The 25,941-nt window shown below is 59.4% G+C and carries 22 protein-coding genes; 13 read left to right on the top strand and 9 right to left on the bottom strand.

Annotated elements, in window-relative coordinates; genetic code table 11:
- Window positions 1-154: 154 nt before the first annotated feature.
- The 3 genes from BLV67_RS07625 to gcl all read right to left on the bottom strand — a co-directional run bounded on the left by BLV67_RS07625 (window position 155) and on the right by gcl (window position 3,785).
- Window positions 155-1,045 carry a 2-hydroxy-3-oxopropionate reductase gene (locus BLV67_RS07625; RefSeq protein ID WP_026013623.1) on the bottom strand — a complete coding sequence of 297 codons (891 nt, stop codon included), beginning with the start codon at window positions 1,043-1,045 and terminating at the stop codon, window positions 155-157.
- Window positions 1,046-1,216: 171 nt separating this feature from the next.
- A complete protein-coding gene (gene hyi / locus BLV67_RS07620) occupies window positions 1,217-1,999 on the bottom strand; it encodes a hydroxypyruvate isomerase (protein ID WP_069788730.1) in 783 nt (260 codons plus the stop codon).
- 10 nt (window positions 2,000-2,009) lie between these two features.
- Window positions 2,010-3,785 (bottom strand): glyoxylate carboligase, encoded by a 1,776-nt coding sequence (gcl, locus tag BLV67_RS07615; RefSeq protein WP_017136240.1) that lies wholly within the window; start codon window positions 3,783-3,785, stop codon window positions 2,010-2,012.
- Between the two features lie 256 nt (window positions 3,786-4,041).
- Here gcl and BLV67_RS07610 point away from each other — a divergent pair, with 256 nt between their 5' ends.
- A complete protein-coding gene (locus BLV67_RS07610) occupies window positions 4,042-4,482 on the top strand; it encodes a GlcG/HbpS family heme-binding protein (RefSeq protein ID WP_065912473.1) in 441 nt (146 codons plus the stop codon).
- A gap of 127 nt (window positions 4,483-4,609) precedes the next feature.
- Here the strand turns inward: BLV67_RS07610 and BLV67_RS07605 are convergent, their stop codons facing one another.
- Together BLV67_RS07605 and BLV67_RS07600 are read right to left on the bottom strand one after the other, a co-directional pair.
- A complete protein-coding gene (locus BLV67_RS07605; protein ID WP_069788731.1) occupies window positions 4,610-5,068 on the bottom strand; it encodes an REP-associated tyrosine transposase in 459 nt (152 codons plus the stop codon).
- A gap of 204 nt (window positions 5,069-5,272) precedes the next feature.
- Complete coding sequence (locus BLV67_RS07600; RefSeq protein ID WP_056857111.1) at window positions 5,273-5,878, bottom strand: TetR/AcrR family transcriptional regulator; 606 nt, start codon at window positions 5,876-5,878, stop codon at window positions 5,273-5,275.
- 133 nt (window positions 5,879-6,011) lie between these two features.
- Here BLV67_RS07600 and BLV67_RS07595 point away from each other — a divergent pair, with 133 nt between their 5' ends.
- Window positions 6,012-6,917, top strand: coding sequence for a DUF808 domain-containing protein (locus BLV67_RS07595; protein ID WP_069788732.1), 906 nt, complete (start codon window positions 6,012-6,014; stop codon window positions 6,915-6,917).
- Between the two features lie 60 nt (window positions 6,918-6,977).
- On the opposite strand, the gene BLV67_RS07590 is transcribed toward BLV67_RS07595, so the two are convergent.
- Together BLV67_RS07590 and BLV67_RS07585 are read right to left on the bottom strand one after the other, a co-directional pair.
- Window positions 6,978-7,766 (bottom strand): MlaA family lipoprotein, encoded by a 789-nt coding sequence (locus BLV67_RS07590; protein ID WP_056857109.1) that lies wholly within the window; start codon window positions 7,764-7,766, stop codon window positions 6,978-6,980.
- On the bottom strand, window positions 7,759-9,057 hold the full coding sequence (locus BLV67_RS07585; RefSeq protein WP_065929489.1) for a serine/threonine protein kinase: 1,299 nt from the start codon (window positions 9,055-9,057) through the stop codon (window positions 7,759-7,761). Before BLV67_RS07585 ends, BLV67_RS07590 begins: the two co-directional genes overlap by 8 nt.
- A 234-nt stretch (window positions 9,058-9,291) precedes the next feature.
- Between BLV67_RS07585 and BLV67_RS07580 the strand changes: the two genes are divergently transcribed.
- The gene (locus BLV67_RS07580; protein ID WP_065929490.1) at window positions 9,292-9,663 is read left to right on the top strand and encodes a hypothetical protein; all 372 of its coding nucleotides are present in this window, start codon (window positions 9,292-9,294) and stop codon (window positions 9,661-9,663) included.
- Between the two features lie 110 nt (window positions 9,664-9,773).
- Here the strand turns inward: BLV67_RS07580 and BLV67_RS07575 are convergent, their stop codons facing one another.
- On the bottom strand, window positions 9,774-11,327 hold the full coding sequence (locus BLV67_RS07575; protein WP_065929491.1) for a glycoside hydrolase family 17 protein: 1,554 nt from the start codon (window positions 11,325-11,327) through the stop codon (window positions 9,774-9,776).
- A 332-nt stretch (window positions 11,328-11,659) separates the two neighbouring features.
- Here BLV67_RS07575 and BLV67_RS07570 point away from each other — a divergent pair, with 332 nt between their 5' ends.
- The 3 genes from BLV67_RS07570 to BLV67_RS07560 all read left to right on the top strand — a co-directional run bounded on the left by BLV67_RS07570 (window position 11,660) and on the right by BLV67_RS07560 (window position 14,764).
- On the top strand, window positions 11,660-12,511 hold the full coding sequence (locus BLV67_RS07570) for a glycine betaine ABC transporter substrate-binding protein (protein ID WP_056859736.1): 852 nt from the start codon (window positions 11,660-11,662) through the stop codon (window positions 12,509-12,511).
- Window positions 12,512-12,797: 286 nt separating this feature from the next.
- Complete coding sequence (locus tag BLV67_RS07565; RefSeq protein ID WP_065929492.1) at window positions 12,798-13,109, top strand: DUF485 domain-containing protein; 312 nt, start codon at window positions 12,798-12,800, stop codon at window positions 13,107-13,109.
- On the top strand, window positions 13,106-14,764 hold the full coding sequence (locus BLV67_RS07560) for a cation acetate symporter (RefSeq protein ID WP_065929493.1): 1,659 nt from the start codon (window positions 13,106-13,108) through the stop codon (window positions 14,762-14,764). Before BLV67_RS07565 ends, BLV67_RS07560 begins: the two co-directional genes overlap by 4 nt.
- A 324-nt stretch (window positions 14,765-15,088) precedes the next feature.
- Here BLV67_RS07560 and gltA read toward each other — a convergent pair whose 3' ends face one another.
- Complete coding sequence (gene gltA / locus BLV67_RS07555; protein WP_003210575.1) at window positions 15,089-16,378, bottom strand: citrate synthase; 1,290 nt, start codon at window positions 16,376-16,378, stop codon at window positions 15,089-15,091.
- 365 nt (window positions 16,379-16,743) lie between these two features.
- Here gltA and sdhC point away from each other — a divergent pair, with 365 nt between their 5' ends.
- The 7 genes from sdhC (at window position 16,744) to lpdA (ending at window position 25,872) form a co-directional block, all read left to right on the top strand.
- Complete coding sequence (sdhC, locus tag BLV67_RS07550; RefSeq protein ID WP_016979564.1) at window positions 16,744-17,118, top strand: succinate dehydrogenase, cytochrome b556 subunit; 375 nt, start codon at window positions 16,744-16,746, stop codon at window positions 17,116-17,118.
- Window positions 17,112-17,480 carry a succinate dehydrogenase, hydrophobic membrane anchor protein gene (sdhD, locus tag BLV67_RS07545; RefSeq protein ID WP_003233245.1) on the top strand — a complete coding sequence of 123 codons (369 nt, stop codon included), beginning with the start codon at window positions 17,112-17,114 and terminating at the stop codon, window positions 17,478-17,480. Before sdhC ends, sdhD begins: the two co-directional genes overlap by 7 nt.
- A gap of 3 nt (window positions 17,481-17,483) precedes the next feature.
- Entirely contained in the window at window positions 17,484-19,256 is a 1,773-nt protein-coding gene (sdhA, locus tag BLV67_RS07540) for a succinate dehydrogenase flavoprotein subunit (protein ID WP_017134444.1), read from the top strand.
- A gap of 11 nt (window positions 19,257-19,267) precedes the next feature.
- Window positions 19,268-19,972, top strand: a complete 705-nt coding sequence (locus tag BLV67_RS07535; RefSeq protein WP_003172807.1) for a succinate dehydrogenase iron-sulfur subunit — start codon at window positions 19,268-19,270, stop codon at window positions 19,970-19,972.
- A gap of 261 nt (window positions 19,973-20,233) precedes the next feature.
- Window positions 20,234-23,065 (top strand): 2-oxoglutarate dehydrogenase E1 component, encoded by a 2,832-nt coding sequence (locus BLV67_RS07530; protein WP_069788733.1) that lies wholly within the window; start codon window positions 20,234-20,236, stop codon window positions 23,063-23,065.
- Between the two features lie 44 nt (window positions 23,066-23,109).
- Entirely contained in the window at window positions 23,110-24,336 is a 1,227-nt protein-coding gene (gene odhB, locus BLV67_RS07525; protein ID WP_058421396.1) for a 2-oxoglutarate dehydrogenase complex dihydrolipoyllysine-residue succinyltransferase, read from the top strand.
- A 99-nt stretch (window positions 24,337-24,435) separates the two neighbouring features.
- On the top strand, window positions 24,436-25,872 hold the full coding sequence (gene lpdA, locus BLV67_RS07520) for a dihydrolipoyl dehydrogenase (protein WP_056859732.1): 1,437 nt from the start codon (window positions 24,436-24,438) through the stop codon (window positions 25,870-25,872).
- Window positions 25,873-25,941 lie beyond the last annotated feature (69 nt).

Below are 25,941 nucleotides of genomic sequence, written 5' to 3'. Positions count from 1 at the left end.
GGGGATTCTTGTTATTAGAGGTGCAGCGATCGTTCCCACGCTCCGCGTGGGAATGCCTCATGTGACGCTCTGCGTCATGCTTTGGGACGCAGAGCGTCCTGGGCTGCATTCCCACGCGGAGCGTGGGAACGATCAGTACGATCAGTTGTGTGTGTTACTTATCGCGAATCGAAAAATTCGCCATATGCTCCAACCCTTTGATCAGCGCCGAGTGGTCCCAATTACCGCCACCAATCGCCGTGCAGGTACTGAACACCTGCTGCGTACCGGCCGTGTTCGGCAGGTTGATCCCCAGTTCCTTGGCCCCGGCCAGCGCCAGGTTAAGGTCTTTCTGGTGCAGGTTGATACGGAAGCCCGGATCAAAGGTGCCCTTGATCATGCGCTCGCCATGCACTTCCAGGATTTTCGACGAAGCAAACCCGCCCATCAGCGCTTCACGCACCTTGGCCGGGTCGGCGCCGTTTTTGGAGGCGAACAGCAGCGCTTCGGCCACCGCCTGGATGTTCAGCGCGACGATGATCTGATTCGCCACCTTGGCGGTCTGGCCATCGCCATTGCCGCCGACCAGGGTGATGTTCTTGCCCATGGCCTGGAACAGCGGCAGGGCGCGTTCAAACGTCTGCGGCTCGCCGCCGATCATGATGCTCAGGGTGCCGGCCTTGGCGCCGACCTCACCGCCGGACACCGGCGCGTCGAGGTATTGCGCGCCGGTTGCATTGATCTTGGCGGCAAAGGCTTTGGTGGCGGTGGGCGAGATCGAACTCATGTCGATCACCACTTTGTTGGGTGACAGGCCGGCGGCAACGCCGTCGGCGCGGAACAGCACGTCATCCACCTGTGGGGTGTCGGGCACCATCACAATGATGAACTCGGCTTCCTGGGCGACTTGCTGCGGGTTGGCCAGGGCCACGGCACCGGCCGCGATCAGGGCTTCGGGCGCCTTGCCGTGATGCTCGGACAGGAACAGTTGGTGACCGGCCTTTTGCAGGTTGGCGGCCATGGGTTGGCCCATGATGCCGGTGCCGATAAATCCGATTTTAGCCATGATCAAAATCCTCTTTTTATTCTATGTGCAGTGCGGACAGGGTCCGCCAAACACTGAAGATCCACTGTGGGAGCGGGCTTGCTCGCGAAGGTCTTTCATTCAACATCTTCGTCGACTGACTCACCGCTTTCGCGAGCAAGCCCGCTCCCACATTGGGTCCTGTGTGTTGAGTTAGATGGCGTTATGGGTTTTGAGCCAACCCAGTCCCGCTTCGGTGGTGGTCAGCGGCTTGTACTCGCAGCCGACCCAACCGGCATAACCAATCCGGTCCAGATGCTCGAACAGGAAGCGATAGTTGATCTCCCCGGTCCCCGGCTCGTTACGCCCAGGGTTGTCGGCCAGTTGGATGTGGTTGATCTCACTCAGGTGCGCGGCCATGGTCCGCGCCAGGTCGCCTTCCATGATTTGCATGTGGTAGATGTCGTATTGCAGGAACAGATTGGCGCTGCCCACCTGCTCGCGAATCGACAGGGCCTGCGCCGTGTTGTTCAGGTAGAAACCCGGGATGTCGCGGGTGTTGATCATCTCCATCACCAGCTTGATGCCCGCCGCTTGCAGCTTGTCGGCGGCGTACTTAAGGTTGGCGACAAAAGTCTTTTCCACGGTTTCGTCATCCACACCGGCAGGGCGAATCCCGGCCAGGCAGTTGACTTGGGTGTTGCCCAGCACCTGGGCGTAGGCGATGGCCAGCTTGACCCCGGCGCGGAACTCCTCGACCCGGTCCGGGTGGCACGCCAGGCCGCGCTCGCCCTTGGCCCAGTCACCGGCCGGCAGGTTGAACAGCACTTGGGTCAGGCCGTTGGCATCCAGCTGCGCCTTGATCTCGGCGGAGCTGAACTCGTACGGGAACAGGTATTCCACACCCTGGAAGCCGGCGTCGGCGGCCGCTTTGAAACGGGCGAGAAAGTCCTGCTCGGTAAATAGCATGGACAGGTTGGCGGCAAAACGCGGCATAGGGTTCTCCTTAATCGAGCAGGGAAATGGCAGTCGGCGCATCGTTGCCGACCAGGGCCAGATCTTCGAATTCGTTGACGGCGTTGATCTCGGTGCCCATGGAAATATTGGTCACGCGCTCCAGAATAATCTCAACAATCACCGGAACCTTGAATTCTTCGATCATTTCCTGCGCCTTGCGCAACGCCGGCTGGATCTGGCCCGGCTCGAATACACGCAGGGCCTTGCAACCCAGGCCTTCGGCGACAGCCACGTGGTCGACGCCATACCCGTTGAGTTCCGGCGCGTTGAGGTTGTCGAAGGACAGCTGCACGCAGTAGTCCATCTCAAAGCCGCGCTGGGCCTGGCGAATCAGGCCCAGATAGGAGTTGTTCACCACCACGTGGATGTACGGCAGCTTGAATTGCGCGCCCACCGCCAGCTCTTCGATCATGAACTGGAAGTCATAGTCGCCCGACAGCGCCACCACTTTGCGGCTCGGGTCGGCCTTGACCACGCCGAGTGCCGCCGGAATGGTCCAGCCCAAGGGACCGGCCTGGCCGCAGTTGATCCAGTGGCGTGGCTTGTACACGTGCAGAAATTGCGCGCCGGCAATCTGCGACAGGCCGATGGTGCTGACGTAGCAGGTGTCTTTGCCGAACACCTGGTTCATCTCTTCGTACACGCGCTGCGGCTTGACCGGCACGTTGTCGAAGTGGGTCTTGCGGTGCAGGGTGGCCTTGCGCTGCTGGCAGTCATGCAGCCAGGCGCTGCGGTCCTTGAGCTTGCCGGCGGCTTTCCACTCGCGGGCCACTTCAATGAACATGGTCAGCGCGGAACCGGCGTCGGAAACGATGCCCAGATCCGGCGTGAACACGCGGCCAATCTGCGTCGGTTCGATGTCGACATGGATGAACTTGCGGCCTTCGGTGTACACCTCCACCGAGCCGGTGTGGCGGTTGGCCCAGCGGTTGCCGATGCCCAGCACCACGTCCGACTTGAGCATCGTCGCGTTGCCGTAACGGTGCGAGGTTTGCAGGCCGACCATGCCCACCATCAGCGGGTGATCGTCCGGGATCGTGCCCCAGCCCATCAGGGTCGGGATTACCGGGATGCCGGTGAGTTCAGCAAATTCAACCAGCAACTCGCTGGCGTCGGCATTGATCACGCCGCCGCCGCTGACCAGCAAGGGGCGTTCGGCCGCATCCAGCAAGGCCAGGGCTTTTTCCACCTGGATGCGCGTGGCCAATGGCTTGGCCAGCGGCAGTGGCTGGTAGGCGTCGATGTCGAATTCGATCTCGGCCATCTGCACGTCGAACGGCAGGTCGATCAGCACCGGGCCAGGGCGGCCGGAGCGCATTTCATAGAAGGCTTTCTGGAACGCGTAGGGCACTTGGCCGGGCTCCAGCACGGTGGTCGCCCACTTGGTCACCGGCTTGACGATGCTGGTGATATCCACGGCCTGGAAGTCTTCCTTGTGCATCCGCGCACGCGGGGCCTGGCCGGTGATGCACAGAATCGGGATCGAGTCGGCCGAGGCGCTGTACAGGCCGGTGACCATGTCGGTGCCCGCCGGGCCGGAGGTGCCGATGCACACGCCGATATTGCCGGCCTTGGTGCGGGTGTAGCCCTCGGCCATGTGCGAGGCGCCTTCAACGTGGCGAGCAAGGACGTGATCGATGCCACCGACCTTCTGCAAGGCCGAATACAGCGGGTTGATCGCGGCGCCCGGGATACCGAAGGCGGTGTCCACGCCTTCACGGCGCATGACCAGGACGGCGGCTTCGATTGCTCTCATTTTGCTCATGGTTTTGGTGCCTCTTGCGTTTTGTAATTGTATACAAGTGGTGTCTGGACAAAGTGTATTCACGGCGAGCGCCGCAGGTCAATGCATTTTGCAAAGTGGTCCTGGCGTTCGTCGGAAGCACTTTTTTCGACGTATGGAGCCTTTGTGCGAAAATATTGTATACAAAAATAAATATCATTGTGTTCTATTTGTTTGATCGAGCATCTGATCAAACAGACCTCCACCGCATTCCCAATAACAAAAGAAGGACGGCACCATGAGCGCTTTAACCTTGAAACTCGCCACCCAACTCGCCAGCCAGGCCCTCACCGCAGGCCGCACGATTTCGTCTGCGCCGCTGACCATTGCGGTGCTCGACAGCGGCGGCCACTTGATCACCCTGCAACGCGAAGACGGCGCCAGCCTGTTGCGTCCGCAAATCGCCATCGGCAAGGCCTGGGGCGCGATTGCGCTGGGCAAGGGCTCACGCTTGTTGGCCCTGGACGCCCAACAGCGCCCGGCGTTTATTGCGGCGTTGAACAGCCTGGGGCAGGGCAGCGTGGTGCCGGCACCGGGTGGGGTGTTGATTCGCAACCAAGACGGGCTGGTGCTGGGGGCGATCGGCATCAGCGGCGATACCTCGGATATCGATGAGCAGTGTGCGATTACGGCGATTGAGGGGGTGGGGTTGTTGGCGGATGCGGGGGTTTCGGCTTGATCATGTGGTGACTGCAAGGGCCTCTTCGCGAGCAAGCCCGCTCCCACACTTGACTGCATTCCACAGGTGGAACTCGGTCAAGTGTGGGAGCGGGCTTGCTCGCGAAGGCGGCGACTCGGTCTTGGCCCTAAACCCAAACTGCATCCCACAGCGGGTAGTCGCCAATCCGCTCTACCAACCCGGCTCGCAGTGGATTGGCCACCACATACCTGGCCATTTTTACCAAATCATCCTCCCTGCGCAGTGCTCGATCATGAAAACTGGTTTGCCAAAGCCTGCCTTTGCGCCCGGTTGCACCATTCACTGTTCGGGTACTTTTGGATTTTACCTGACACATTAAATCCCCCAACGAGCCTTTTTGCAGTTCGATCAGCCAGTGGAAGTGGTCTGGCATCACCACCCAGGCCAGTGAATTAGCCAGGCCTTGGTATTGGGCCAGTCTGAACTGCCAGACCACCAGGCGCCCGAGGTGAAAGTCGCCGAACAGTGGGACTCGTTCTTGGGTATTGGTGGTGATCAGGTAGATGCGGTTCGGTTCGCTGAACCGCTCGATGCGCAGGCGGTGTGAAGTCGCTATATCAGGCATTCCATGGCCTCTCTTCAGATGGGGTTCTGAGAGGCTAGATCTCGGTAGCTGATGCTGATTGGCAGGCTTTTGGCAGGATGTGTCTGGGAGGGCGCTTTCGCGAGCAAGCCCGCTCCCACATGGGTTTTGCGATGTTCATACAATGTATGTCTGGCGCGGTTCAAAGTGTGGGAGCGGGCTTGCTCGCACAGGCACCTCGGTCCATCAGCCCAACTCACACCCCTTCAACACCAACCGAATAATCGTCTGCGCCGCCGCCTCATAATCGGCCTCGTCCAGCTTCGCCTTGCCGGTGACCGCCGATATCTGCCAGTCAAAATCAGCATACGTCTGCGTTGCCGCCCAGATGCTGAACATCAGGTGATTGGGGTCAATGTTGGCGATCAGGCCGCGATCTACCCAGCTCTGGATGCAGTTGATGTTGTGCTTGGCCTGGGCGTTGAGCTGTTCGATCTGCTCGGGGCTCAGGTGCGGGGCGCCGTGCATGATTTCGCTGGCAAACACCTTGGAAGCAAAGGGCAGGTCGCGGGAGATGCGGATTTTCGAGCGGATGTAATTGCTCAGCACCACCGCCGGCTCGCCCTCGGGGTTGAACGGTGTGGAGGCGGCCAGGATCGGCTCGATAATGCTCTCGAGCACCTCGCGGTAGAGGTTGTCCTTGGACCTGAAGTAGTAATAGACGTTGGGCTTGGGCAGCCCGGCCTTGGCGGCGATGTCGCTGGTTTTGGTCGCGGCGAAGCCCTTGTCGGCAAACTCCTCGCTTGCCGCCCGCAGGATCTTTTCTTTGTTGCGCTCGCGAATGGTGCTCATAAACCAGGAGTTTCCTTGCCAGATCGGCGGTTGTGCATGGTAGCACCGGCTATCCGCGAGCCTCAAGAATGCGCCCGTAAAGCTTTGCGCCGCGCTATGCTCGGCCTTTCTCATTCTTATGGAAGCCCGATTGATGGCAGGAAGCAGCTTGTTGGTATTGATCGACGATATCGCCGCCGTACTCGATGACGTTGCGCTGATGACCAAAATGGCCGCCAAGAAGACCGCCGGCGTGCTGGGCGATGACTTGGCACTCAACGCCCAGCAGGTTTCCGGCGTGCGCGCCGAGCGGGAAATCCCTGTGGTGTGGGCGGTGGCCAAGGGGTCGTTTGTCAACAAACTGATCCTGGTGCCGGCGGCCTTGCTGATCAGCGCCTTTGCGCCGTGGGCGGTCACGCCGCTGTTGATGCTCGGCGGCGCCTATTTGTGTTTTGAAGGCTTTGAGAAGCTTGCGCATACCTTTTTGCATAAACGCACTGAAGAGCAGGCCCACCTGGTTGAAGCCGTGGCTGATCCGGCGACAGACCTGGTGGCATTTGAGAAGGACAAGATCAAAGGTGCAATTCGCACCGATTTCATCCTCTCGGCCGAGATCATCGCCATCACCCTGGGCACCGTCGCGGATGCGCCTTTGATGCAGCAGGTGGTGGTGCTGTCGGGCATTGCCATCGTCATGACCATCGGCGTGTACGGGCTGGTGGCCGGTATCGTCAAGCTCGATGACCTGGGCCTGTGGCTGACGCAAAAGCCCGGCCAGGCGGCGCGCAGTATCGGTGGGGCGATCTTGCGCGCCGCGCCTTACATGATGAAAAGCCTGTCGGTGATCGGCACAGCGGCGATGTTTATGGTCGGCGGCGGCATTCTCACCCATGGCGTGCCAGCGGTGCATCACTGGATCGAGAGCGTCAGTCAGAGCGTTGGCGGGCTGGCGTGGCTGATGCCGACGTTGCTCAATGCGGTGGCCGGGATTATCGCGGGGGCTGCTGTCTTGGCGGTGGTGAGCGTGGTCGGCAAGGTGTGGAAAACCCTCAAGGCTTGAAGAAATTACACGCAATAAAAAAGGCCATTCAGTCGAATGGCCTTTTTTGTGTCGCCAGATTTACTCGGCAATCTGCAACTTGCGCGATTCGGTATAGATGTAGCGCACCTTCTCATACTCAAACGGCGAGTTCATCTGACCGTAGCGGAAGCTGGTCTGGTAGCGCTTGTCGACGGCGCGCAGGGCCCAGATTTCCGGGTGGTTTTCGCTGACTTTGGAGACGTTGAGGAAGTTGATCTCGGTCTCGGCGCCGTAGTCGACGATCAGGCCGGTGGTGTCGCGCAGGTTCGAAGGGCCGAAGATCGGCAGCACCAGGTAGGCGCCGCCCGGCACACCGTAGAAACCCAGGGTCTGGCCGAAGTCTTCGCTCTGGCGCGGCAGGCCCATGGCGGTGGCCGGGTCCCACAGGCCGGCGATGCCGATGGTGGTGTTGAGCAGCAGGCGCCCGGTGGTTTCCAGGGAGCGGTGGCCCTTGAGTTGCAGCAGGCTGTTCAACAGGTTGGGCACATCGCCCAGGTTGTTGAAGAAGTTGCTCACGCCGGTGCGCAGGAAGCTTGGGGTGACGTAGGTGTAGCCGTTGACCACGGGCAGGAACACCCATTGGTCGAAGCGGTAGTTGAAGTGGTACACGCGGCGGTTCCACGACTCCAGCGGGTCATAGACGTTAAGTGCCGTCAGCGATGAACGCTCGAACTCACGTTGGTCCAGGCCTGGGTTGAACTTGAGTTTGGTCAAGGGCTCCTTGAAACCATCGGAGTCAACCTTGACCGGCTCGTGGGCCTTGCTGTTGTCGGCATTGGCGACGCCTGCGCACATCAGCGCGGCGAGCAGCAAAAGATATTTAGCCACGGAAGAACTCCAGCATGGCGTCGGCGTTGACGCGGTAATTAAGGTTGCCGCAATGGCCGCCCAGCGGGTAGACGGTCAAGCGATCGCCGAAGGTTTTACGCAGGAAGCCCAGATCGCCAGGGCCGAGGATCACGTCGTCGGCGTTGTGCATGACTGCAATTTTCGGGCTGTCGTGCAGGTAGTCCTTGAGTGCGTACAGGCTGACCTGGTCAACCAGTTGCAGCAGGCTGCCGCCGTCGGAGCGGGCGCGCCACATCGGAATCACTTGTTCGGTGAGGTAGCAGTCGAAGTCGCATTGCAGTGCACGCTTGAGGAACGGCGTGAGGCTGGTGCCTTCGGTGATCGGGTATTTCGGCGGGATGATCAGGCCACGGCGGTTGATCAGGTCCGAAGTAAAGGCAATGTCGGCCGCCGAGAAGCGGAACGAGGTGCCGATCAGCATGGCCATCTGTTCGTTGGTCAGGTGCTGCTTGGAGTTCTGGAAGTCGTAGAGCAGGGCGTCATTGAGGTCGATGTAGCCCTTTTGCTGGAAGTAGCGCGTCAGTTTGGCCAGCACCAGCTCATAGAAGGTAGTGGTGTTGTTGATGCCCTTGACCTCGGTCTGTACCAGCTTGTCCAGGTTGGTGATCGAGGTGTAGAGGTTGACCGGCGGGTTGAGCAGCAGCACTTTCTTGAAGTTGAAGCTGCGGCGGGTCTCGTCGAGCTTGCTGACAAACGCTGCATCCAGGGCGCCGAGGCTGTAGCCGGTGAGGTAGTAGTCGGTCACCGGCAGCGAGGCGTTCTGCGCGCGCACCGCTTGCATCACGCGGTACATGTCTTCGGCGTCTTCCTGGGTGATACCCGGCGTGGCGAAGCGCGAGGCGGCGCTGATGAAGTCGAAGCTGGTGGGCGATGACAGCTGCACCACGTGGTAGCCGGCCTGGTAATAGAGCTTTTTCAGGTATTCGTTGATGCTGCTGTCAAACCGGGCGCCCGTGCCGGCGATCAGGAAGATCAGCGGCGCAGCGTGGTCCTGTTTGGCGATGCGGTAGGTGAGTTTCTTCACTGCCCAGAAGTTGTCCGGCAGGCTGAACTCACGCTCTGGGCGCATGTTGAGGGTGTAATCGGACTGGTTGATCTCGTCGTTGCTGGGCAATTTGGGCCGCAGGTCCGGCGGGGTGGTGGCAATGGTCGCCTCGAACGGGTTCGTCAAAGGGAAGCCATAAGTGGCCTGGTCGACATCGACGGCCAGTGCTGACGCACTCAAAAATAGGCTGCCCAGCAAGGCAGCGCAGCGCAAGGAACGGAGCATGACTTAATCCCTAAGAGGAAACGTGCTGAATGAAGTTCGCAGGCTATGACCACCGCGTTGCCACCGAAGTGCCAGCCCTCGGCACTAAAAGTCGGAAAAAACCACGGAATCGGGGTAATAGTAGCGAGAAGATACACTTTGCAGCGCCTTGATGAACAGTTATCTGCGTACACACCTTGCTAACGGCCGCCGTGGGATTAAGCTGAGCGCCGTTTTTGCCTATCGGAGTTCGCCATGTCCCGTCGTTTGCCACTTATCCTGCTGCTTATCGCCTTGCCGTTATGGCTGGCCGCCAGTTATGGCGCCCGTTACGGTTTTATGGAAGACGGCCAGTGGGTGGGGGTCTGCGTCGATGAGGCGAGCCGCTGGGAATGCCAGCTGCGCTCGAACCTGGGGCTGATGATTCACTTCAAGGTGTTGGGCTGGGCGGCGTTGGTGACGTCGGTGCTGGCGTTTTTTGTGCCGGGCCGCGTCGGCTGGGGGTTGGCGGTGCTGGGGATGGTGTTCGGGCTGCCGGCGCTGGCGTTGTATAACACCACGTTTGCGGTGTTTGCGGTGGTGATTGCGGGGTTGCGATTGGTCAGGAAGCCTCGTGTTGTCGGATAGGGCCTATTCGCGAGCAAGCCCGCTCCCACAATTGACCGAGTACATCCCTTGAAATGCGGTCGAATGTGGGAGCTGGCTTGTCGAATCGTCACACCGCTGCGATGGCGATGTCAGCCCTTACGCACCCGCAAGCACCGCCACAAAGCCACCACCATCAACCCGCTGACCACCGCCCAACCCCACGCCTGCTGGTTCAGCAACCCTTCGCGATACAGCTGCGGCGCAATGCCGGCGCCAATAATGAAGGCCAGCAGCGCAATCTCCCGACGCGGGCCGGTGACCGGGCGAACCAGGTAAACCAGAGCCGGCAACACCAGCGCCGCACTTGGGAAGCTGCGATAGCGCGGGTCGAACACCAGCGCCAGCATCATCACTGCCCCTGCGAACCCGGCGATTGCCACCAGCCAGCCGGCGCGCTGTTCCAGCCAGTTGAAGCTCCGTTCACGCCAGCCTTCCCGGGCACTCAGCGCCAGTGCAGCATGGGCCAGCACGAGCAGGTTCAGCATCACCAGCAAGCCTGCCCACACCCATTCATCGTTGAAGCGCGCTGTGACGCGGGTCAGTTCAGCCCAGGTGCCGATGGAGCAGGCCGCCACTGCACCGAGCAGTGGCAGCAACAGCGCGGCACGGGTGCTGCGCGCCCGACCACCCAGCGCCAGGGTGCCCAGCAGGATCAGGCCGCCGACGCCCAGCCACAGCGGCCAATACGGCACGTTGCTCACTGGCCCGGCAAGAATGCCCTTGTCCTGGCGGTCGGCATCAAACAGGCCCCAGTAACCACCGACGGCACCTTCGCTGGCGCGTTTCCAGGGTTGGTCAAACGCTTCGATCAGGTTGTAGCGCCAGCCATTGGCTTCGGCCATGGCCACGAAACCGCGCATGAACTTGGCCTCGTTGACCCGGCTTGGCACCGCGGTTTCGCGCTGGCGGCCTTCGCTGGGCCAGCCGGTCTCGCCGATCAGCACATCTTTAGGCGCGAATTTGTTGCCGAAGGTCTGGCGCACATCACCCACATGCTTGAGGGCTTGATCGATGCCCGACGGGTCGTCTTCCCAGTAGGGCAGCAGGTGAATGGTCAGGAAATCCACCGCCGGGGCGATTTCCGGGTGCTGCAGCCAGAATTCCCACACATCGGCATAAGTGACCGGCTGCTTGATCTGGCTTTTGACCTGATGGATCAGCGTCACCAACTGCTTGGCGGTGACTTCCTTGCGCAGCAGGGCCTCGTTACCGACGATCACCGAAGTGACCACATCGGGGTTGGCATTGGCAGCAGCAATCAGTTCTTTGATTTCTTTTTCGGTGGCCACCGGGTCACTGCTGACCCAGGCGCCGGCCATCAACTTCAAACCATGGGCGCGCGCCATGCCCGGCAGGGCTTCCAGGCCGGTCATGGAGTAAGTGCGGATGCATTCAAAACGGGTGGCCAGCAGTGCCAGGTCGGCGTCCATGCGCTCGGGGCGCAGTTTGAACGGTTGGTCGAACGGCGACTGGTCCTTGTCGAACGGCGTATAGGACGCGCATTGCATCTTGTGGCTGGCACTGGCCACATCCGGCAGCACCACCGGCCGGCCGAGGCCGTACCAGTAGCCGACAAGGGCAAGCACGCCGAGGATCAAGGCGCAGAAATAGGGCAGGGCAGGGAAGCGGGCAGTCGCGGGCATGGTCAGCTTATCTGGGGGAGCAAAGGCGCGCATCTTACCCGGATTTGGCCCGTCCCAGTGGGGCTGCATAATTTAGACATGCAAAGTTCGGGCGGGAAATTGACGCCAAGTCCTAGGAACTATCCTGCTGGCGATGTGATGTCGTTTCTTGCTTACCCGAGGTCGCTGACAGAGCAGGTCCAAGGTCCCGGCAGGTTGATGATCCAAGTGTCAGCACTCCACTGGCGGGGCACCACCGTGATCGACGCGCGTGAAGGGGGCGCGATGCACCCTATAACAACAGGTTGACGTCGCTCGGCATCCGCCGGGCGCAGCACTTTCGGGGAAGTATTATGAAGATGCGACGACTCTTGGGCGCAGCTGCCACTCTGGTAGTTGCGATGGGCTCCACACTGGCCAGCGCCGACAGCAAAACCCTGAGCATCGGCTATGTAGATGGTTGGTCCGACAGCGTTGCCACGACCCATGTGGCGGCCGAGGTGATCAAGCAAAAACTGGGTTACGACGTGAAACTGCAAGCCGTCGCCACCGGGATCATGTGGCAGGGCGTCGCCACCGGCAAGCTCGACGCCATGCTGTCCGCCTGGCTGCCTGTGACCCACGGTGAGTATTGGACCAAGAACAAGGACAAGGTGGTCGACTACGGCCCCAACTTCAAGGATGCGAAGATCGGCTTGATCGTGCCGGAGTACGTCAAGGCCAAGTCCATCGAAGACCTCAAGACCGACACCACCTTCAAAAACAAGATCGTCGGCATCGACGCCGGTTCAGGCGTGATGCTCAAGACCGACGAAGCGATCAAAGCCTATGGCCTGGACTACAAACTGCAAGCCAGCTCGGGCGCCGCGATGATCGCCGAGCTGACCCGCGCCGAAGACAAGCAGGAATCCATTGCCGTGACCGGCTGGGTGCCGCACTGGATGTTTGCCAAGTGGAAACTGCGTTTCCTCGACGACCCCAAAGGGATTTATGGCGCTGCTGAGACCGTCAACAGCATCGGCAGCAAGGGCCTGGAAAAGAAAGCGCCGGAAGTCGCCGCGTTCCTGAAGAAATTCCAGTGGGCCTCCAAGGACGAAATCGGCGAAGTCATGCTGGCGATTCAAGAGGGCGCCAAGCCTGATGCCGCGGCCAAGGATTGGGTCGCCAAGCACCCTGAACGTGTGGCCGAGTGGACCGCCAAATAAAGCACTGACGCTTCACAAGCCCCACCACAACCCAATGTGGGAGCGGGCTTGCCCGCAATTGGGGTGTATCAGTCAGCCTATGCATTGACTGATACGCCGCCTTCGCGAGCAAGCCCGCTCCCACATTTTTTTTGCCTGTATTCAGGCTGTTGTTTATTTGTTGCCCGCAAAACTTGCTAAGTGGCCATCTCGATCTACTACTAAGGTCGTCTGGAACCTGTTCCGCAGCCGCATACAGTGGATATGTTCCAAAATAATAAAAAGCTGTGCTGCGAGGATAAAAACAATGAACGACAGCATTTACCTCTCGATTCAAAACAGCCCGCGTTTCAAGGAGCTGGTCAGAAAAAGGGAAAGGTTCGCCTGGATTCTCTCGGCGATCATGCTAGGGCTTTACTCCGCTTTCATCCTGTTGATTGCCTACGGGCCACAAGTGCTGGGGGCCAAACTCAGCCCCGGCTCATCCATCACCTGGGGCATCCCCATCGGGGTCGGCCTGATTGTCTCGGCCTTTGTCCTCACCGGCATCTATGTACGACGCGCCAACGGCGAATTCGACGACCTGAACAATGCGATTCTCAAGGAGGCTGCGCAATGATCCGTCGTCTATTGGCTGTACTTGGCGCTTCGGTCTTTGCGCCCGCCGTTTGGGCGGCGGATGCATTGACCGGTGAAGTGCACAAACAACCGCTGAACGTTGCAGCGATCCTGATGTTCGTGGTCTTCGTCGGCGCGACGCTGTGCATCACTTACTGGGCATCCAAACGCAACAAGTCGGCGGCCGACTACTATGCGGCCGGCGGCAAGATCACCGGTTTCCAGAACGGCCTGGCGATTGCCGGTGACTATATGTCGGCGGCGTCCTTCCTGGGGATTTCCGCGCTGGTGTTCACCTCCGGCTACGATGGGCTGATCTACTCGATCGGCTTTCTGGTGGGCTGGCCGATCATTCTGTTCCTGATCGCCGAGCGCCTGCGTAACCTGGGCAAGTACACCTTTGCCGACGTGGCGTCCTATCGCCTCGGGCAAACCCAGATCCGCAGCCTGTCGGCCTGTGGTTCGCTGGTGGTGGTGGCGTTTTACCTGATCGCGCAAATGGTGGGGGCGGGCAAGCTGATCCAGCTGCTGTTCGGCCTGGACTACCACGTCGCGGTGATCCTGGTAGGTATCCTGATGTGCATGTACGTGCTGTTCGGCGGCATGCTGGCGACCACTTGGGTGCAGATCATCAAGGCGGTGCTGTTGCTGTCCGGTGCCTCGTTCATGGCGCTGATGGTGATGAAGCACGTCAACTTCGACTTCAACATGCTGTTTTCCGAGGCGATCAAGGTTCACCCTAAAGGTGAGGCGATCATGAGCCCTGGCGGCCTGGTGAAAGATCCGATTTCGGCATTCTCGTTGGGCCTGGCGCTGATGTTCGGTACGGCCGGCCTGCCGCATATCCTGATGCGCTTCTTCACCGTCAGCGACGCCAAGGAAGCGCGTAAGAGCGTGCTGTACGCTACCGGTTTCATTGGCTACTTCTATATCCTGACGTTCATCATCGGCTTCGGCGCGATTCTGCTGGTGAGCACCAACCCGGCGTTCAAGGATGCTGCTGGCGCCTTGCTCGGCGGTAACAACATGGCGGCGGTGCACCTGGCCAACGCGGTGGGTGGCAGTATTTTCCTGGGCTTCATCTCGGCCGTGGCGTTTGCCACTATCCTGGCAGTGGTTGCCGGTTTGACCCTGGCCGGTGCTTCGGCGGTGTCCCATGACCTGTACGCCAGTGTGATCAAGAAGGGCAAGGCCAACGACAAAGATGAGATTCGCGTGTCGAAGATCACCACCGTGGCGTTGGGCGTGTTGGCAATCGGCCTGGGTATCCTGTTCGAAAGCCAGAACATTGCGTTCATGGTCGGCCTGGCATTCTCGATTGCGGCCAGCTGTAACTTCCCGGTACTGCTGCTTTCCATGTACTGGAAAAACCTCACCACCCGTGGCGCCATGATTGGCGGCTGGCTGGGCTTGATCAGCGCCGTCGGCCTGATGATCCTCGGCCCGACCATCTGGGTGTCGATCCTGCACCATGAAAAAGCCATCTTCCCTTACGAGTACCCGGCGCTGTTCTCGATGATCATTGCGTTCGTCGGCATCTGGTTCTTCTCGATCACCGACAAGTCGGCGGCGGCAGAGAAAGAGCGTGCGCTGTACTTCCCGCAGTTTGTGCGTTCGCAGACTGGCCTGGGGGCAAGTGGGGCGGTTAACCACTAATATTTGTAACGGCTACAAAAAATGCCCCGGTCGTGAGATCGGGGCATTTTTTTACTTTTATTGGTAACGGATTTCACAAAACAGTTTCTCAACTCCTGCATCAATAAAATGCCTCTACGCCGATCGTTCCCATGCTCCGCGTGGGAATGCAGCCACGGACGCTCTGCGTCCCGGTTGGCGCTGGCCTCAGGTGTTGCGCAATGGGGCGCGGAGCGTCACGGGAGGCATTCCCACGCAGAGCGTGGGAACGATCATCAGGCTGCACAAATAAAAACGGCCTCCCTGGATAAGGAGGCCGCTTTTTATTACCAAGCCATCAGATGCTTACTTGCGATCTTCCAGTTTGGTGATGTCACGCGACTCGTAGCCGGTGTACAGCTGGCGCGGACGGCCAATCTTGTACGGGCTGGAGAGCATTTCTTTCCAGTGCGAGATCCAGCCGACAGTACGTGCCAGGGCGAAGATCACGGTGAACATGCTGGTTGGAATGCCGATCGCCTTGAGGATGATCCCCGAGTAGAAGTCGACGTTCGGGTACAGCGAGCGTTCGATGAAGTACGGGTCGGTCAGGGCGATCTCTTCCAGGCGCATGGCCAGTTCGAGTTGCGGATCGTTCTTGATGCCCAGTTCCTTCAGCACTTCGTCGCAGGTCTTCTTCATCACGGTGGCGCGCGGGTCACGGTTCTTGTAGACGCGGTGACCGAAGCCCATCAGCTTGAACGGGTCGTTCTTGTCCTTGGCCTTGGCGATGAACTTGTCGATGTTCGAGACATCGCCGATTTCATCCAGCATGGTCAATACGGCTTCGTTCGCACCGCCGTGGGCAGGGCCCCACAGTGCGGCGATACCGGCGGCAATACAGGCGAACGGGTTGGCACCCGAAGAGCCGGCCAGGCGTACGGTAGAGGTGGAGGCGTTCTGTTCGTGGTCGGCGTGGAGGATGAAGATCTTGTCCATCGCAGCGGCCAGCACCGGGCTGATCGGTTTGATCTCGCACGGAGTGTTGAACATCATGTGCAGGAAGTTTTCCGCGTACGTCAGGTCGTTGCGCGGGTACATCATGGGTTGGCCCATGGAGTACTTGTAAACCATTGCGGCCAGGGTGGGCATCTTGGCAACCAGGCGGATCGCGGAAATTTCGCGATGCTGCGGGTTATTGATGTCCAGGGAGTCGTGATAGAAGGCCGACAGGGCGCCGACTACACCGCACATGACGGCCATCGGGTGGGCGTCGCGACGGAAGCCGTTGAAGAAGGTCTTCAACTGCTCGTGAACCATGGTGTGGTTCTTCACGGTGCTGACGAACTGGGCTTTCTGCTCGGCTGTTGGCAATTCGCCATTTAGCAGCAGGTAGCAGGTTTCCAGGTAGTCCGACTGTTCAGCAAGCTGTTCGATCGGGTAGCCGCGGTGCAGCAAAATACCATTGTCACCATCGATGTAGGTGATCTTCGACTCGCAAGAGGCGGTCGACATGAAGCCTGGGTCGAATGTGAAACGGCCCGTGGCCGTCAGGCCCCGTACGTCGATAACATCGGGACCAACGGTGCCGGTTAAAATGGGCAGCTCGACGGGGGCTGCGCCCTCGATGATCAACTGCGCTTTTTTGTCAGCCATGTGGCCTCCTATTTATGCTTCAAATCATCAGACAGACCCCCCACGCAGGGCCCGCACCACTATATTGATATAAATCCAGATGTCAATTTGCCTAAAGTCTTGCTCCAGAAGGCTTTAACCATACTTTTTCGTCGAAATTGACTGCCATTTACGCCTTTTATACCGCCAGCGCAATCAGCTATTAGGGTGAGGAGTGCGCGTTGTCATTAGTAACCTAACTGTCTATACTCGGCCACCGACCGCCAAGGGCTTTTGGGCTTGCTTTCATTGGGGGTCGCACTCCCTGGGTGGTGCTTACCTGACCAGTGCACTCCCCAACAACTTTGCCCTGATTGTTAGGGGCTCTTCAGTGTGAAAAAAAAGCCGTGAATAGCCAACGACCTGTAAACCTAGACCTAAGGACCATCAAACTCCCCATCACCGGCGTTACGTCGTTCCTGCACCGTGTTTCCGGCATCATCCTGTTCCTGGGCTTGGGCATCATGCTTTATGCATTGAGCAAATCCCTGGGTTCCGAGGAAGGATACGCCGAGGTGAAGGCATGCTTGACCAGCCCGCTGGCCAAGTTCGTAGCATGGGGCCTCCTGTCCGCTCTGCTGTATCACCTGGTTGCCGGTGTGCGCCACTTGATCATGGATGCGGGTATCGGTGAGACGCTCGAAGGCGGCCGCCTGGGCTCGAAAATCATCATCGCCATTTCCGTGGTGCTGATCGTTCTGGCAGGAGTTTGGATATGGTAACCAGCGTTACGAACCTTTCGCGTTCGGGCCTCTATGACTGGATGGCACAGCGTGTGTCTGCGGTCGTTCTCGCGGCTTATTTCATTTTCCTGATCGGATACCTCGTCGCAAACCCGGGCATCGGCTATGAGCAATGGCATGGCCTGTTTGCCCACAATGCGATGCGAATCTTCAGCCTGCTGGCCCTTGTAGCCCTGGGCGCTCACGCCTGGGTCGGCATGTGGACCATCGCGACCGACTACCTCACGCCAATGGCGCTGGGCAAGTCCGCGACTGCAGTCCGTTTTCTCTTCCAGGCAGTCTGCGGCATTGCGATGTTCGCTTACTTCGTCTGGGGTGTGCAGATTCTTTGGGGTATCTGATTCATGGCTAACATTCCAACTATTTCCTTCGACGCCATCATTATTGGTGGCGGCGGTGCCGGCATGCGCGCAGCGCTGCAGCTGGCCCAGGGTGGTCACAAGACTGCCGTGATCACCAAGGTGTTCCCGACTCGTTCCCATACCGTATCGGCCCAGGGTGGCATCACTTGCGCCATCGCCTCCGCCGACCCGAACGATGACTGGCGCTGGCACATGTACGATACCGTCAAGGGTTCCGACTATATCGGTGACCAGGACGCTATCGAGTACATGTGTCAGGAAGGCCCGGCCGCGGTGTTCGAGCTGGACCACATGGGTCTGCCGTTCTCCCGTACCGAGCAAGGCCGTATCTACCAGCGTCCATTCGGCGGCCAGTCGAAGGATTACGGTAAAGGCGGGCAGGCTGCCCGTACGTGCGCCGCTTCCGACCGTACCGGTCACGCACTGTTGCACACCCTTTATCAGGGCAACCTGAAAGCCGGTACCACGTTCCTGAACGAGTACTACGCGGTTGACCTGGTGAAGAACGCCGACGGCGCCTTCGTCGGTGTGATCGCCATCTGCATCGAAACCGGTGAAACCACCTACATCCGCGCCAAGGCTACTGTGCTGGCAACCGGCGGTGCAGGTCGTATCTATGCGTCGACCACCAATGCCCTGATCAACACCGGTGACGGCGTCGGCATGGCCCTGCGTGCTGGCGTGCCGGTACAAGACATTGAGATGTGGCAGTTCCACCCGACCGGCATTGCCGGCGCCGGTGTACTGGTTACAGAAGGTTGCCGTGGTGAAGGTGGTTACCTGATCAACAAGCACGGCGAGCGTTTCATGGAGCGTTATGCTCCGAACGCCAAGGACCTTGCCGGTCGTGACGTTGTGGCCCGTTCGATGGTTAAGGAAATCATCGCCGGCAACGGCTGTGGCCCGAACGGCGACCACGTACTGCTCAAACTCGATCACCTCGGTGAGGAAGTGTTGCACAGCCGCCTGCCAGGCATCTGCGAACTGTCCAAGACCTTTGCGCACGTTGACCCGGTGGTTGCTCCGGTGCCGGTTGTTCCAACCTGCCACTACATGATGGGCGGCGTGCCGACCAACATTCATGGCCAGGCGATCACCCAGAACGCCGAAGGCGTGGACGAGATCATCCACGGTCTGTTCGCCGTAGGCGAAGTGGCCTGCGTATCGGTACACGGTGCCAACCGCCTGGGCGGCAACTCGCTGCTCGACCTGGTGGTATTCGGTCGCGCTGCCGGCCTGCACCTGGAAAAAGCCCTGACCGACGGCATCGAATACGATGACGCCACCGACGCCAACATCGAGGCCGCCCTGGCGCGCCTGAACGCTCTGAACGAGCGTACCGATGGCGAAGACGTGGCTACCCTGCGTCGCGAGCTGCAAAGCTGCATGCAGAACTACTTCGGTGTATTCCGTACCGGCGAATACATGCAGAAGGGTATTGCCCAGCTGGCCGACCTGCGCACGCGCATCGCCAACGTCAAGATCAACGATAAGAGCCAGGCGTTCAACACCGCTCGTATCGAAGCCCTTGAGCTGCAAAACCTGCTGGAAGTGGCTGAAGCCACTGCGATCGCCGCCGAGGTTCGTAAAGAATCCCGTGGTGCCCACGCCCGTGAAGACTTTGAAGATCGCGACGACGAAAACTGGTTGTGCCACACCCTGTACTTCCCGGGTGACAAGCGCGTAACCAAACGTGCCGTGAACTTCTCGCCGAAGACGGTGCCGACGTTTGAACCGAAGATTCGGACTTACTAAGGGTGGCTGCCATGTTGAAAGTCAGTGTTTACCGCTACAACCCTGATCAGGACGCCGCGCCGTTCATGCAGGAATTTCAGGTCGATACCGGTGGTAAAGACCTGATGGTGCTGGATGTACTGGCACTGATCAAAGAGCAGGACGAAGGTTTTTCCTACCGTCGCTCGTGCCGTGAGGGCGTTTGTGGCTCCGACGGCATGAACATCAACGGCAAGAACGGCCTGGCGTGCATCACGCCGCTATCTGCTGTTGTTAAGGGTAACAAGCTGATCGTTCGTCCACTGCCAGGTTTGCCGGTTATCCGTGACCTGGTGGTCGATATGAGCATCTTCTACAAGCAATACGAGAAAGTTAAGCCGTTCCTGCAGAACGACACGCCGGCTCCGGCCATCGAGCGTCTGCAGTCCCCTGAAGAGCGTGAAAAGCTCGACGGTCTGTACGAGTGCATCCTGTGCGCTTGCTGCTCGACCTCGTGCCCGTCCTTCTGGTGGAACCCGGACAAGTTCCTGGGTCCAGCTGCCCTGCTGCAAGCGTATCGCTTCCTGGCAGACAGCCGTGACACCAAGACGTCCGAGCGTCTGGCTTCACTGGATGACCCGTTCAGCGTCTTCCGCTGCCGCGGGATCATGAACTGCGTCAACGTATGTCCCAAAGGCCTGAACCCGACTAAGGCCATTGGTCACATCCGTAACATGCTGCTGCAAAGCGGCGTGTAAGCGACGTTGTAGCAAAGCAGGACCGTTGTGCCCGTAAATGCTACGGCGCAGGCTTCAACCGGCGCCGTAGTTTTAACTTGAGCAGCGACTTACAAAGCCGCAGCTCTTATTTTGAAGAAATGAGACAAGCAGGGGCATTCGGGTTGGTACCCGAACTATCAGCGTGATCCTAAGTGGCTTGTTTTGGTCGCTGCACTTGGCCTTTTGCAAGCAAACTCGGTGTTTTCGCCGGTGGTGTCCCCAAATCGAGGGTGACCAAGCATGCAAGAAAGCGTGATGCAGCGCATGTGGAACAGCGGCTATCTTTCAGGTGGTAACGCTGCCTATGTGGAAGAGCTTTATGAGCTCTACCTGCACGACCCTAACGCTGTGCCAGAAGAATGGCGCACCAAATTTCAGACGTTGTCTTCAGACGGCAACGCTGCCACCGATGTATCGCACGCAACAATTCGCGATCAATTTGTGCTGCTGGCAAAGAACCAGCGCCGCGCCCAACCGGTTTCCGCCGGTAGCGTGAGCAGCGAGCATGAGAAGAAGCAAGTTGAAGTATTGCGACTGATCCAGGCTTACCGGATGCGTGGCCACCAGGCGGCCCAGCTTGACCCGCTGGGGCTCTGGAAGCGTCCTGCACCTGCTGACCTGTCGATCAATCATTACGGCTTGACCAATGCCGATCTTGATACGACCTTCCGTGCCGGCGACCTGTTCATCGGCAAAGAGGAAGCGAGCCTACGCGAAATTCACGAAGCGTTGCAGCAGACATATTGCCGCACCATCGGCGCTGAATTCACGCACATCACCGATTCCGAGCAGCGTCACTGGTTCCAGCATCGTCTGGAAGGTGTGCGTGGCCGTCCGGTATTGTCCGCCGACGTGCGCAGCCACTTGCTGGAGCGCGTGACCGCGGCCGAAGGCCTCGAGAAATACCTGGGCACCAAATACCCGGGCACCAAGCGTTTCGGCCTGGAAGGCGGCGAAAGCCTGATTCCAATGCTCGACGAGCTGATCCAGCGTTCCGGTTCCTATGGCACCAAGGAAATCGTGATCGGCATGGCGCACCGTGGTCGCCTGAACGTGTTGGTCAACACCTTCGGCAAGAACCCGCGTGAACTGTTCGACGAGTTCGAAGGCAAGAAGAAAGTCGAGTTGGGTTCCGGTGACGTTAAATACCACCAGGGCTTCTCGTCCAACGTAATGACCACCGGCGGTGAAGTTCACCTGGCCATGGCCTTCAACCCGTCCCACCTGGAAATCGTTTCTCCAGTGGTCGAGGGTTCGGTGCGTGCCCGCCAGGATCGTCGTAACGATTCCACCGGTGAGAAAGTCCTGCCGATTTCCATCCACGGTGACGCGGCATTCGCCGGTCAGGGCGTGGTCCTGGAAACGTTCCAGATGTCGCAGACTCGCGGCTTCAAGACCGGCGGTACGGTTCACATCGTCATCAACAACCAGGTCGGTTTCACCATCAGCAACCCGCTCGACGCGCGCTCGACCGAGTACGCGACCGACGTTGCCAAGATGATCCAGGCGCCGATCCTCCATGTGAATGGTGATGATCCGGAAGCCGTGTTGTTCGTGACCCAGCTCGCCATCGACTACCGCATGCAGTTCAAGCGTGACGTGGTCATCGACCTGGTTTGCTACCGCCGTCGCGGTCACAACGAAGCGGATGAGCCGAGCGGCACCCAGCCGTTGATGTACCAGCAGATCACCAAGCAGCGCACCACCCGTGAACTGTACGCCGACAGCCTGATCACGGCCGGCGTGGTTGACGATGCGCGTGTTCAGGCGAAGATCGATGAATACCGCAACGCGCTGGACAACGGCCTGCATGTAGTGAAAAGCCTGGTTAAAGAGCCGAACAAAGAGCTGTTCGTGGACTGGCGCCCTTACCTGGGCCACGCCTGGACGGCGCGTCACGACACCACGTTCGACCTCAAGACCCTGCAGGAACTGTCCGCCAAGCTGCTGGAAATTCCGGATGGCTTCGTGGTACAGCGCCAGGTTGCGAAGATCTACGAAGACCGTCAGAAGATGCAAGCCGGCGGCCTGCCGATCAACTGGGGTTACGCCGAAACCATGGCGTACGCGACCCTGGCGTTCGAAGGTCACCCGATCCGCATGACCGGCCAGGACATCGGCCGCGGTACGTTCTCGCACCGTCATGCTGTGTTGCACAACCAGAAAGATGCGGGCACCTACATCCCGTTGCAGAACCTGTACGAAGGCCAGCCACGTTTCGACCTGTACGATTCGTTCCTGTCCGAAGAAGCCGTACTGGCGTTCGAATACGGTTACTCGACCACCACGCCACAGGCGCTGGTGATCTGGGAAGCCCAGTTCGGCGACTTCGCCAACGGTGCCCAGGTGGTTATCGACCAGTTCATCACCAGCGGCGAGCACAAGTGGGGCCGTCTGTGCGGTCTGACCATGCTGCTGCCACACGGTTATGAAGGTCAGGGTCCGGAGCACTCCTCGGCCCGTCTGGAGCGTTACCTGCAGCTGTGCGCCGAGCACAACATCCAGGTGTGCGTGCCGACTACGCCGGCCCAGATCTACCACTTGCTGCGTCGCCAGGTGATCCGCCCGCTGCGCAAGCCGCTGGTAGTGCTGACCCCGAAATCGCTGTTGCGTCACAAATTGGCCATCTCGACCCTGGAAGATCTGGCCGACGGTTCGTTCCAGACCGTGATTCCAGAAATCGACACCCTGGACGCAGCCAAGGTCACTCGCCTGATCCTGTGCAGCGGCAAGGTTTACTACGACTTGCTGGAAAAACGCCGTGCCGAAGGCCGCGAAGACATCGCCATCGTGCGTATCGAGCAGCTTTACCCGTTCCCGGAAGACGACCTGATGGAGGCCATCGCGCCTTACACCAACCTCACCCATGCGGTGTGGTGCCAGGAAGAACCGATGAACCAGGGCGCGTGGTACAGCAGCCAGCATCATTTGCGTCGCAGCATCGGTAACCACAAAACAGGCCTGGGCCTGGAGTACGCCGGTCGTGATGCTTCTGCTGCACCTGCGTGTGGTTATGCGTCGATGCACGCCGAGCAGCAGGAAAAACTGCTGCAAGATGCTTTCACTGTTTAACGCCTTCGCGCTGACTGAAACCGAATTTTAAGGACCCACAGATAATGGCTATCGAAATCAAAGCCCCGTCATTCCCGGAATCGGTTGCCGATGGCACCGTTGCCACCTGGCACAAGAAACCAGGCGACGCTGTAAAGCGTGACGACCTGATCGTCGACATCGAGACCGACAAAGTCGTTCTGGAAGTGTTGGCCGAAGCTGACGGCGTGCTGGGCGCGATCGTGGCTGAAGAGGGCGCTACCGTCCTGTCGAACCAGATCCTGGGCTCGATCGAAGCGGGCGGCGCTGCTGCACCTGCTCCGGCCGCCGCTGCTGCTGCTCCAGCTGCCGCACCTGCTGCTGCCGCTCCGGCTGCGGGTGGTGAAGACCCGATCGCTGCACCGGCTGCGCGTCAGCTGGCTGAAGAAAACGGCATCAACCTGGCGTCCCTCAAGGGCACCGGCAAAGACGGCCGCGTGACCAAGGAAGACGTGGTTGCGGCTGTTGAAGCCAAGAAAAACGCTCCGGCTGCCGCACCGGCCAAGGCTGCAGCACCTGCTGCCGCTGCGCCTGTGTTCGCTGCTGGCGACCGCACCGAGAAGCGCGTGCCGATGACCCGCGTGCGTGCCACCGTGGCCAAGCGTCTGGTTGAAGCACAGTCGAACATGGCGATGCTGACCACCTTCAACGAAGTCGACATGACCGAAGTCATGGCCCTGCGTTCGAAGTACAAGGATCTGTTCGAGAAGTCCCACAATGGCGTGCGCCTGGGCTTCATGTCGTTCTTCGTCAAAGCGGCCACCGAAGCGCTGAAACGCTTCCCGGCAGTCAACGCTTCCATCGACGGCAGCGACATCGTTTACCACGGCTATGCAGACGTCGGCGTTGCCGTGTCCAGCGACCGTGGCCTGGTAGTACCGGTTCTGCGTAACGCCGAGCTGATGAGCCTGGCTGAAATCGAAGGCGGCATCGCCGGCTTCGGCAAGAAAGCCCGTGACGGCAAGCTGACCATCGACGAGATGACCGGCGGTACCTTCACCATCACCAACGGTGGTACCTTCGGTTCGATGATGTCGACCCCGATCGTCAACCCGCCGCAAGCTGCGATCCTGGGCATGCACAACATCATCCAGCGTCCGATGGCCATCAACGGCCAAGTCGTGATCCGCCCGATGATGTACCTGGCGCTGTCGTACGATCACCGCCTGATCGATGGTAAAGAAGCCGTGACTTTCCTGGTAACCATCAAGAACCTGCTGGAAGACCCGGCTCGTCTGCTGCTGGATATCTGATAGAAGCAGCTTCACGTTGCGAGCTACAAGCTGTAGGAACAAGCAGCTTGGCTTGCAACGTGTGGCTAGAAGCTTGTCGCAAATAGAGGATCTATTTTCATGACACAGAAATTTGACGTTGTAGTGATTGGTGCAGGTCCTGGCGGCTACGTTGCCGCCATCAAGGCCGCACAACTGGGCCTCTCGACTGCTTGCATCGAAAAATACACCGACAAGGAAGGCAAACTGGCGCTGGGCGGTACTTGCCTGAACGTGGGTTGCATTCCTTCCAAGGCGCTGCTGGACAGCTCCTGGAAATTCCACGAAGCCCAGGACGGTTTCGCGATCCACGGCATCAACCATGCTGGCGTGACCATGGACGTGCCAGCAATGGTCGGCCGTAAAGCCAACATCGTTAAAGGCCTGACTTCCGGCGTTGCCACCTTGTTCAAGGCCAACGGCGTCACTTCCCTGCAAGGCCACGGCAAGCTGCTGGCCGGCAAGAAAGTTGAAATCACCAAGCCGGACGGCTCGGTTGAAGTCATCGAAGCCGAAAACGTGATCCTGGCACCGGGTTCGCGTCCAATCGACATTCCGCCTGCTCCAGTTGACCAGAACGTGATCGTTGATTCGACCGGCGCCCTGGAATTCCAATCGGTTCCCAAGCGTCTGGGCGTGATCGGCGCTGGCGTAATCGGCCTGGAACTGGGTTCGGTATGGTCGCGCCTGGGTTCTGAAGTGACTGTGCTGGAAGCCCTGGACACGTTCCTGCTGGCTGCCGACACCGCCGTGTCCAAAGAAGCGTTGAAAACCCTGACCAAACAAGGTCTGGATATCAAGCTGGGCGCCCGTGTTACCGGTTCCAAGGTCAACGGCGAAGAAGTCGTTGTGACCTACACCGATAAAGAAGGCGAGCAGACCATCACCTTCGACAAGCTGATCGTAGCCGTGGGTCGCCGTCCGGTGACCACCGACCTGCTGGCTTCCGACAGCGGCGTGAACATCGACGAGCGTGGCTTCATTCACGTTGACGATCACTGCGCTACCACCGTGCCAGGCGTGTACGCCATCGGCGACGTGGTTCGCGGCATGATGCTGGCGCACAAGGCTTCCGAAGAAGGCATCATGGTTGTCGAGCGCATCAAGGGTCACAAAACCCAGATGAACTACGACCTGATCCCATCGGTTATCTACACTCACCCGGAAATTGCATGGGTCGGTAAAAACGAACAGCAGTTGAAAGCTGAAGGCGTTGAAGTTAACGTCGGCACCTTCCCGTTTGCCGCTTCTGGCCGTGCCATGGCAGCTAACGACACCGGTGGTTTTGTCAAAGTCATCGCTGATGCCAAGACTGACCGCGTATTGGGCGTCCACGTGATTGGCCCAAGCGCTGCAGAACTGGTTCAGCAAGGCGCGATCGGTATGGAATTCGGCACCAGTGCCGAAGACCTGGGCATGATGGTCTTCTCCCATCCGACCCTGTCCGAAGCGTTGCACGAAGCAGCGTTGGCAGTGAATGGCGGCGCCATCCACATCGCCAACCGCAAGAAGCGCTAAGCGAGATAATAAGAAACCACGGCGGAGTTGCCCGTCGTGAGCCTTGCGCGCAAGACTCACCGCGGAATG

Origin of the sequence: Pseudomonas salomonii (assembly GCF_900107155.1) — a bacterium.
In the GTDB taxonomy this organism is placed as follows: Bacteria; Pseudomonadota; Gammaproteobacteria; order Pseudomonadales; family Pseudomonadaceae; genus Aquipseudomonas; species Aquipseudomonas salomonii.
Note: the sequence above shows the minus strand (reverse complement) of the source record. Positions and strands in the feature narration are given on the sequence as shown.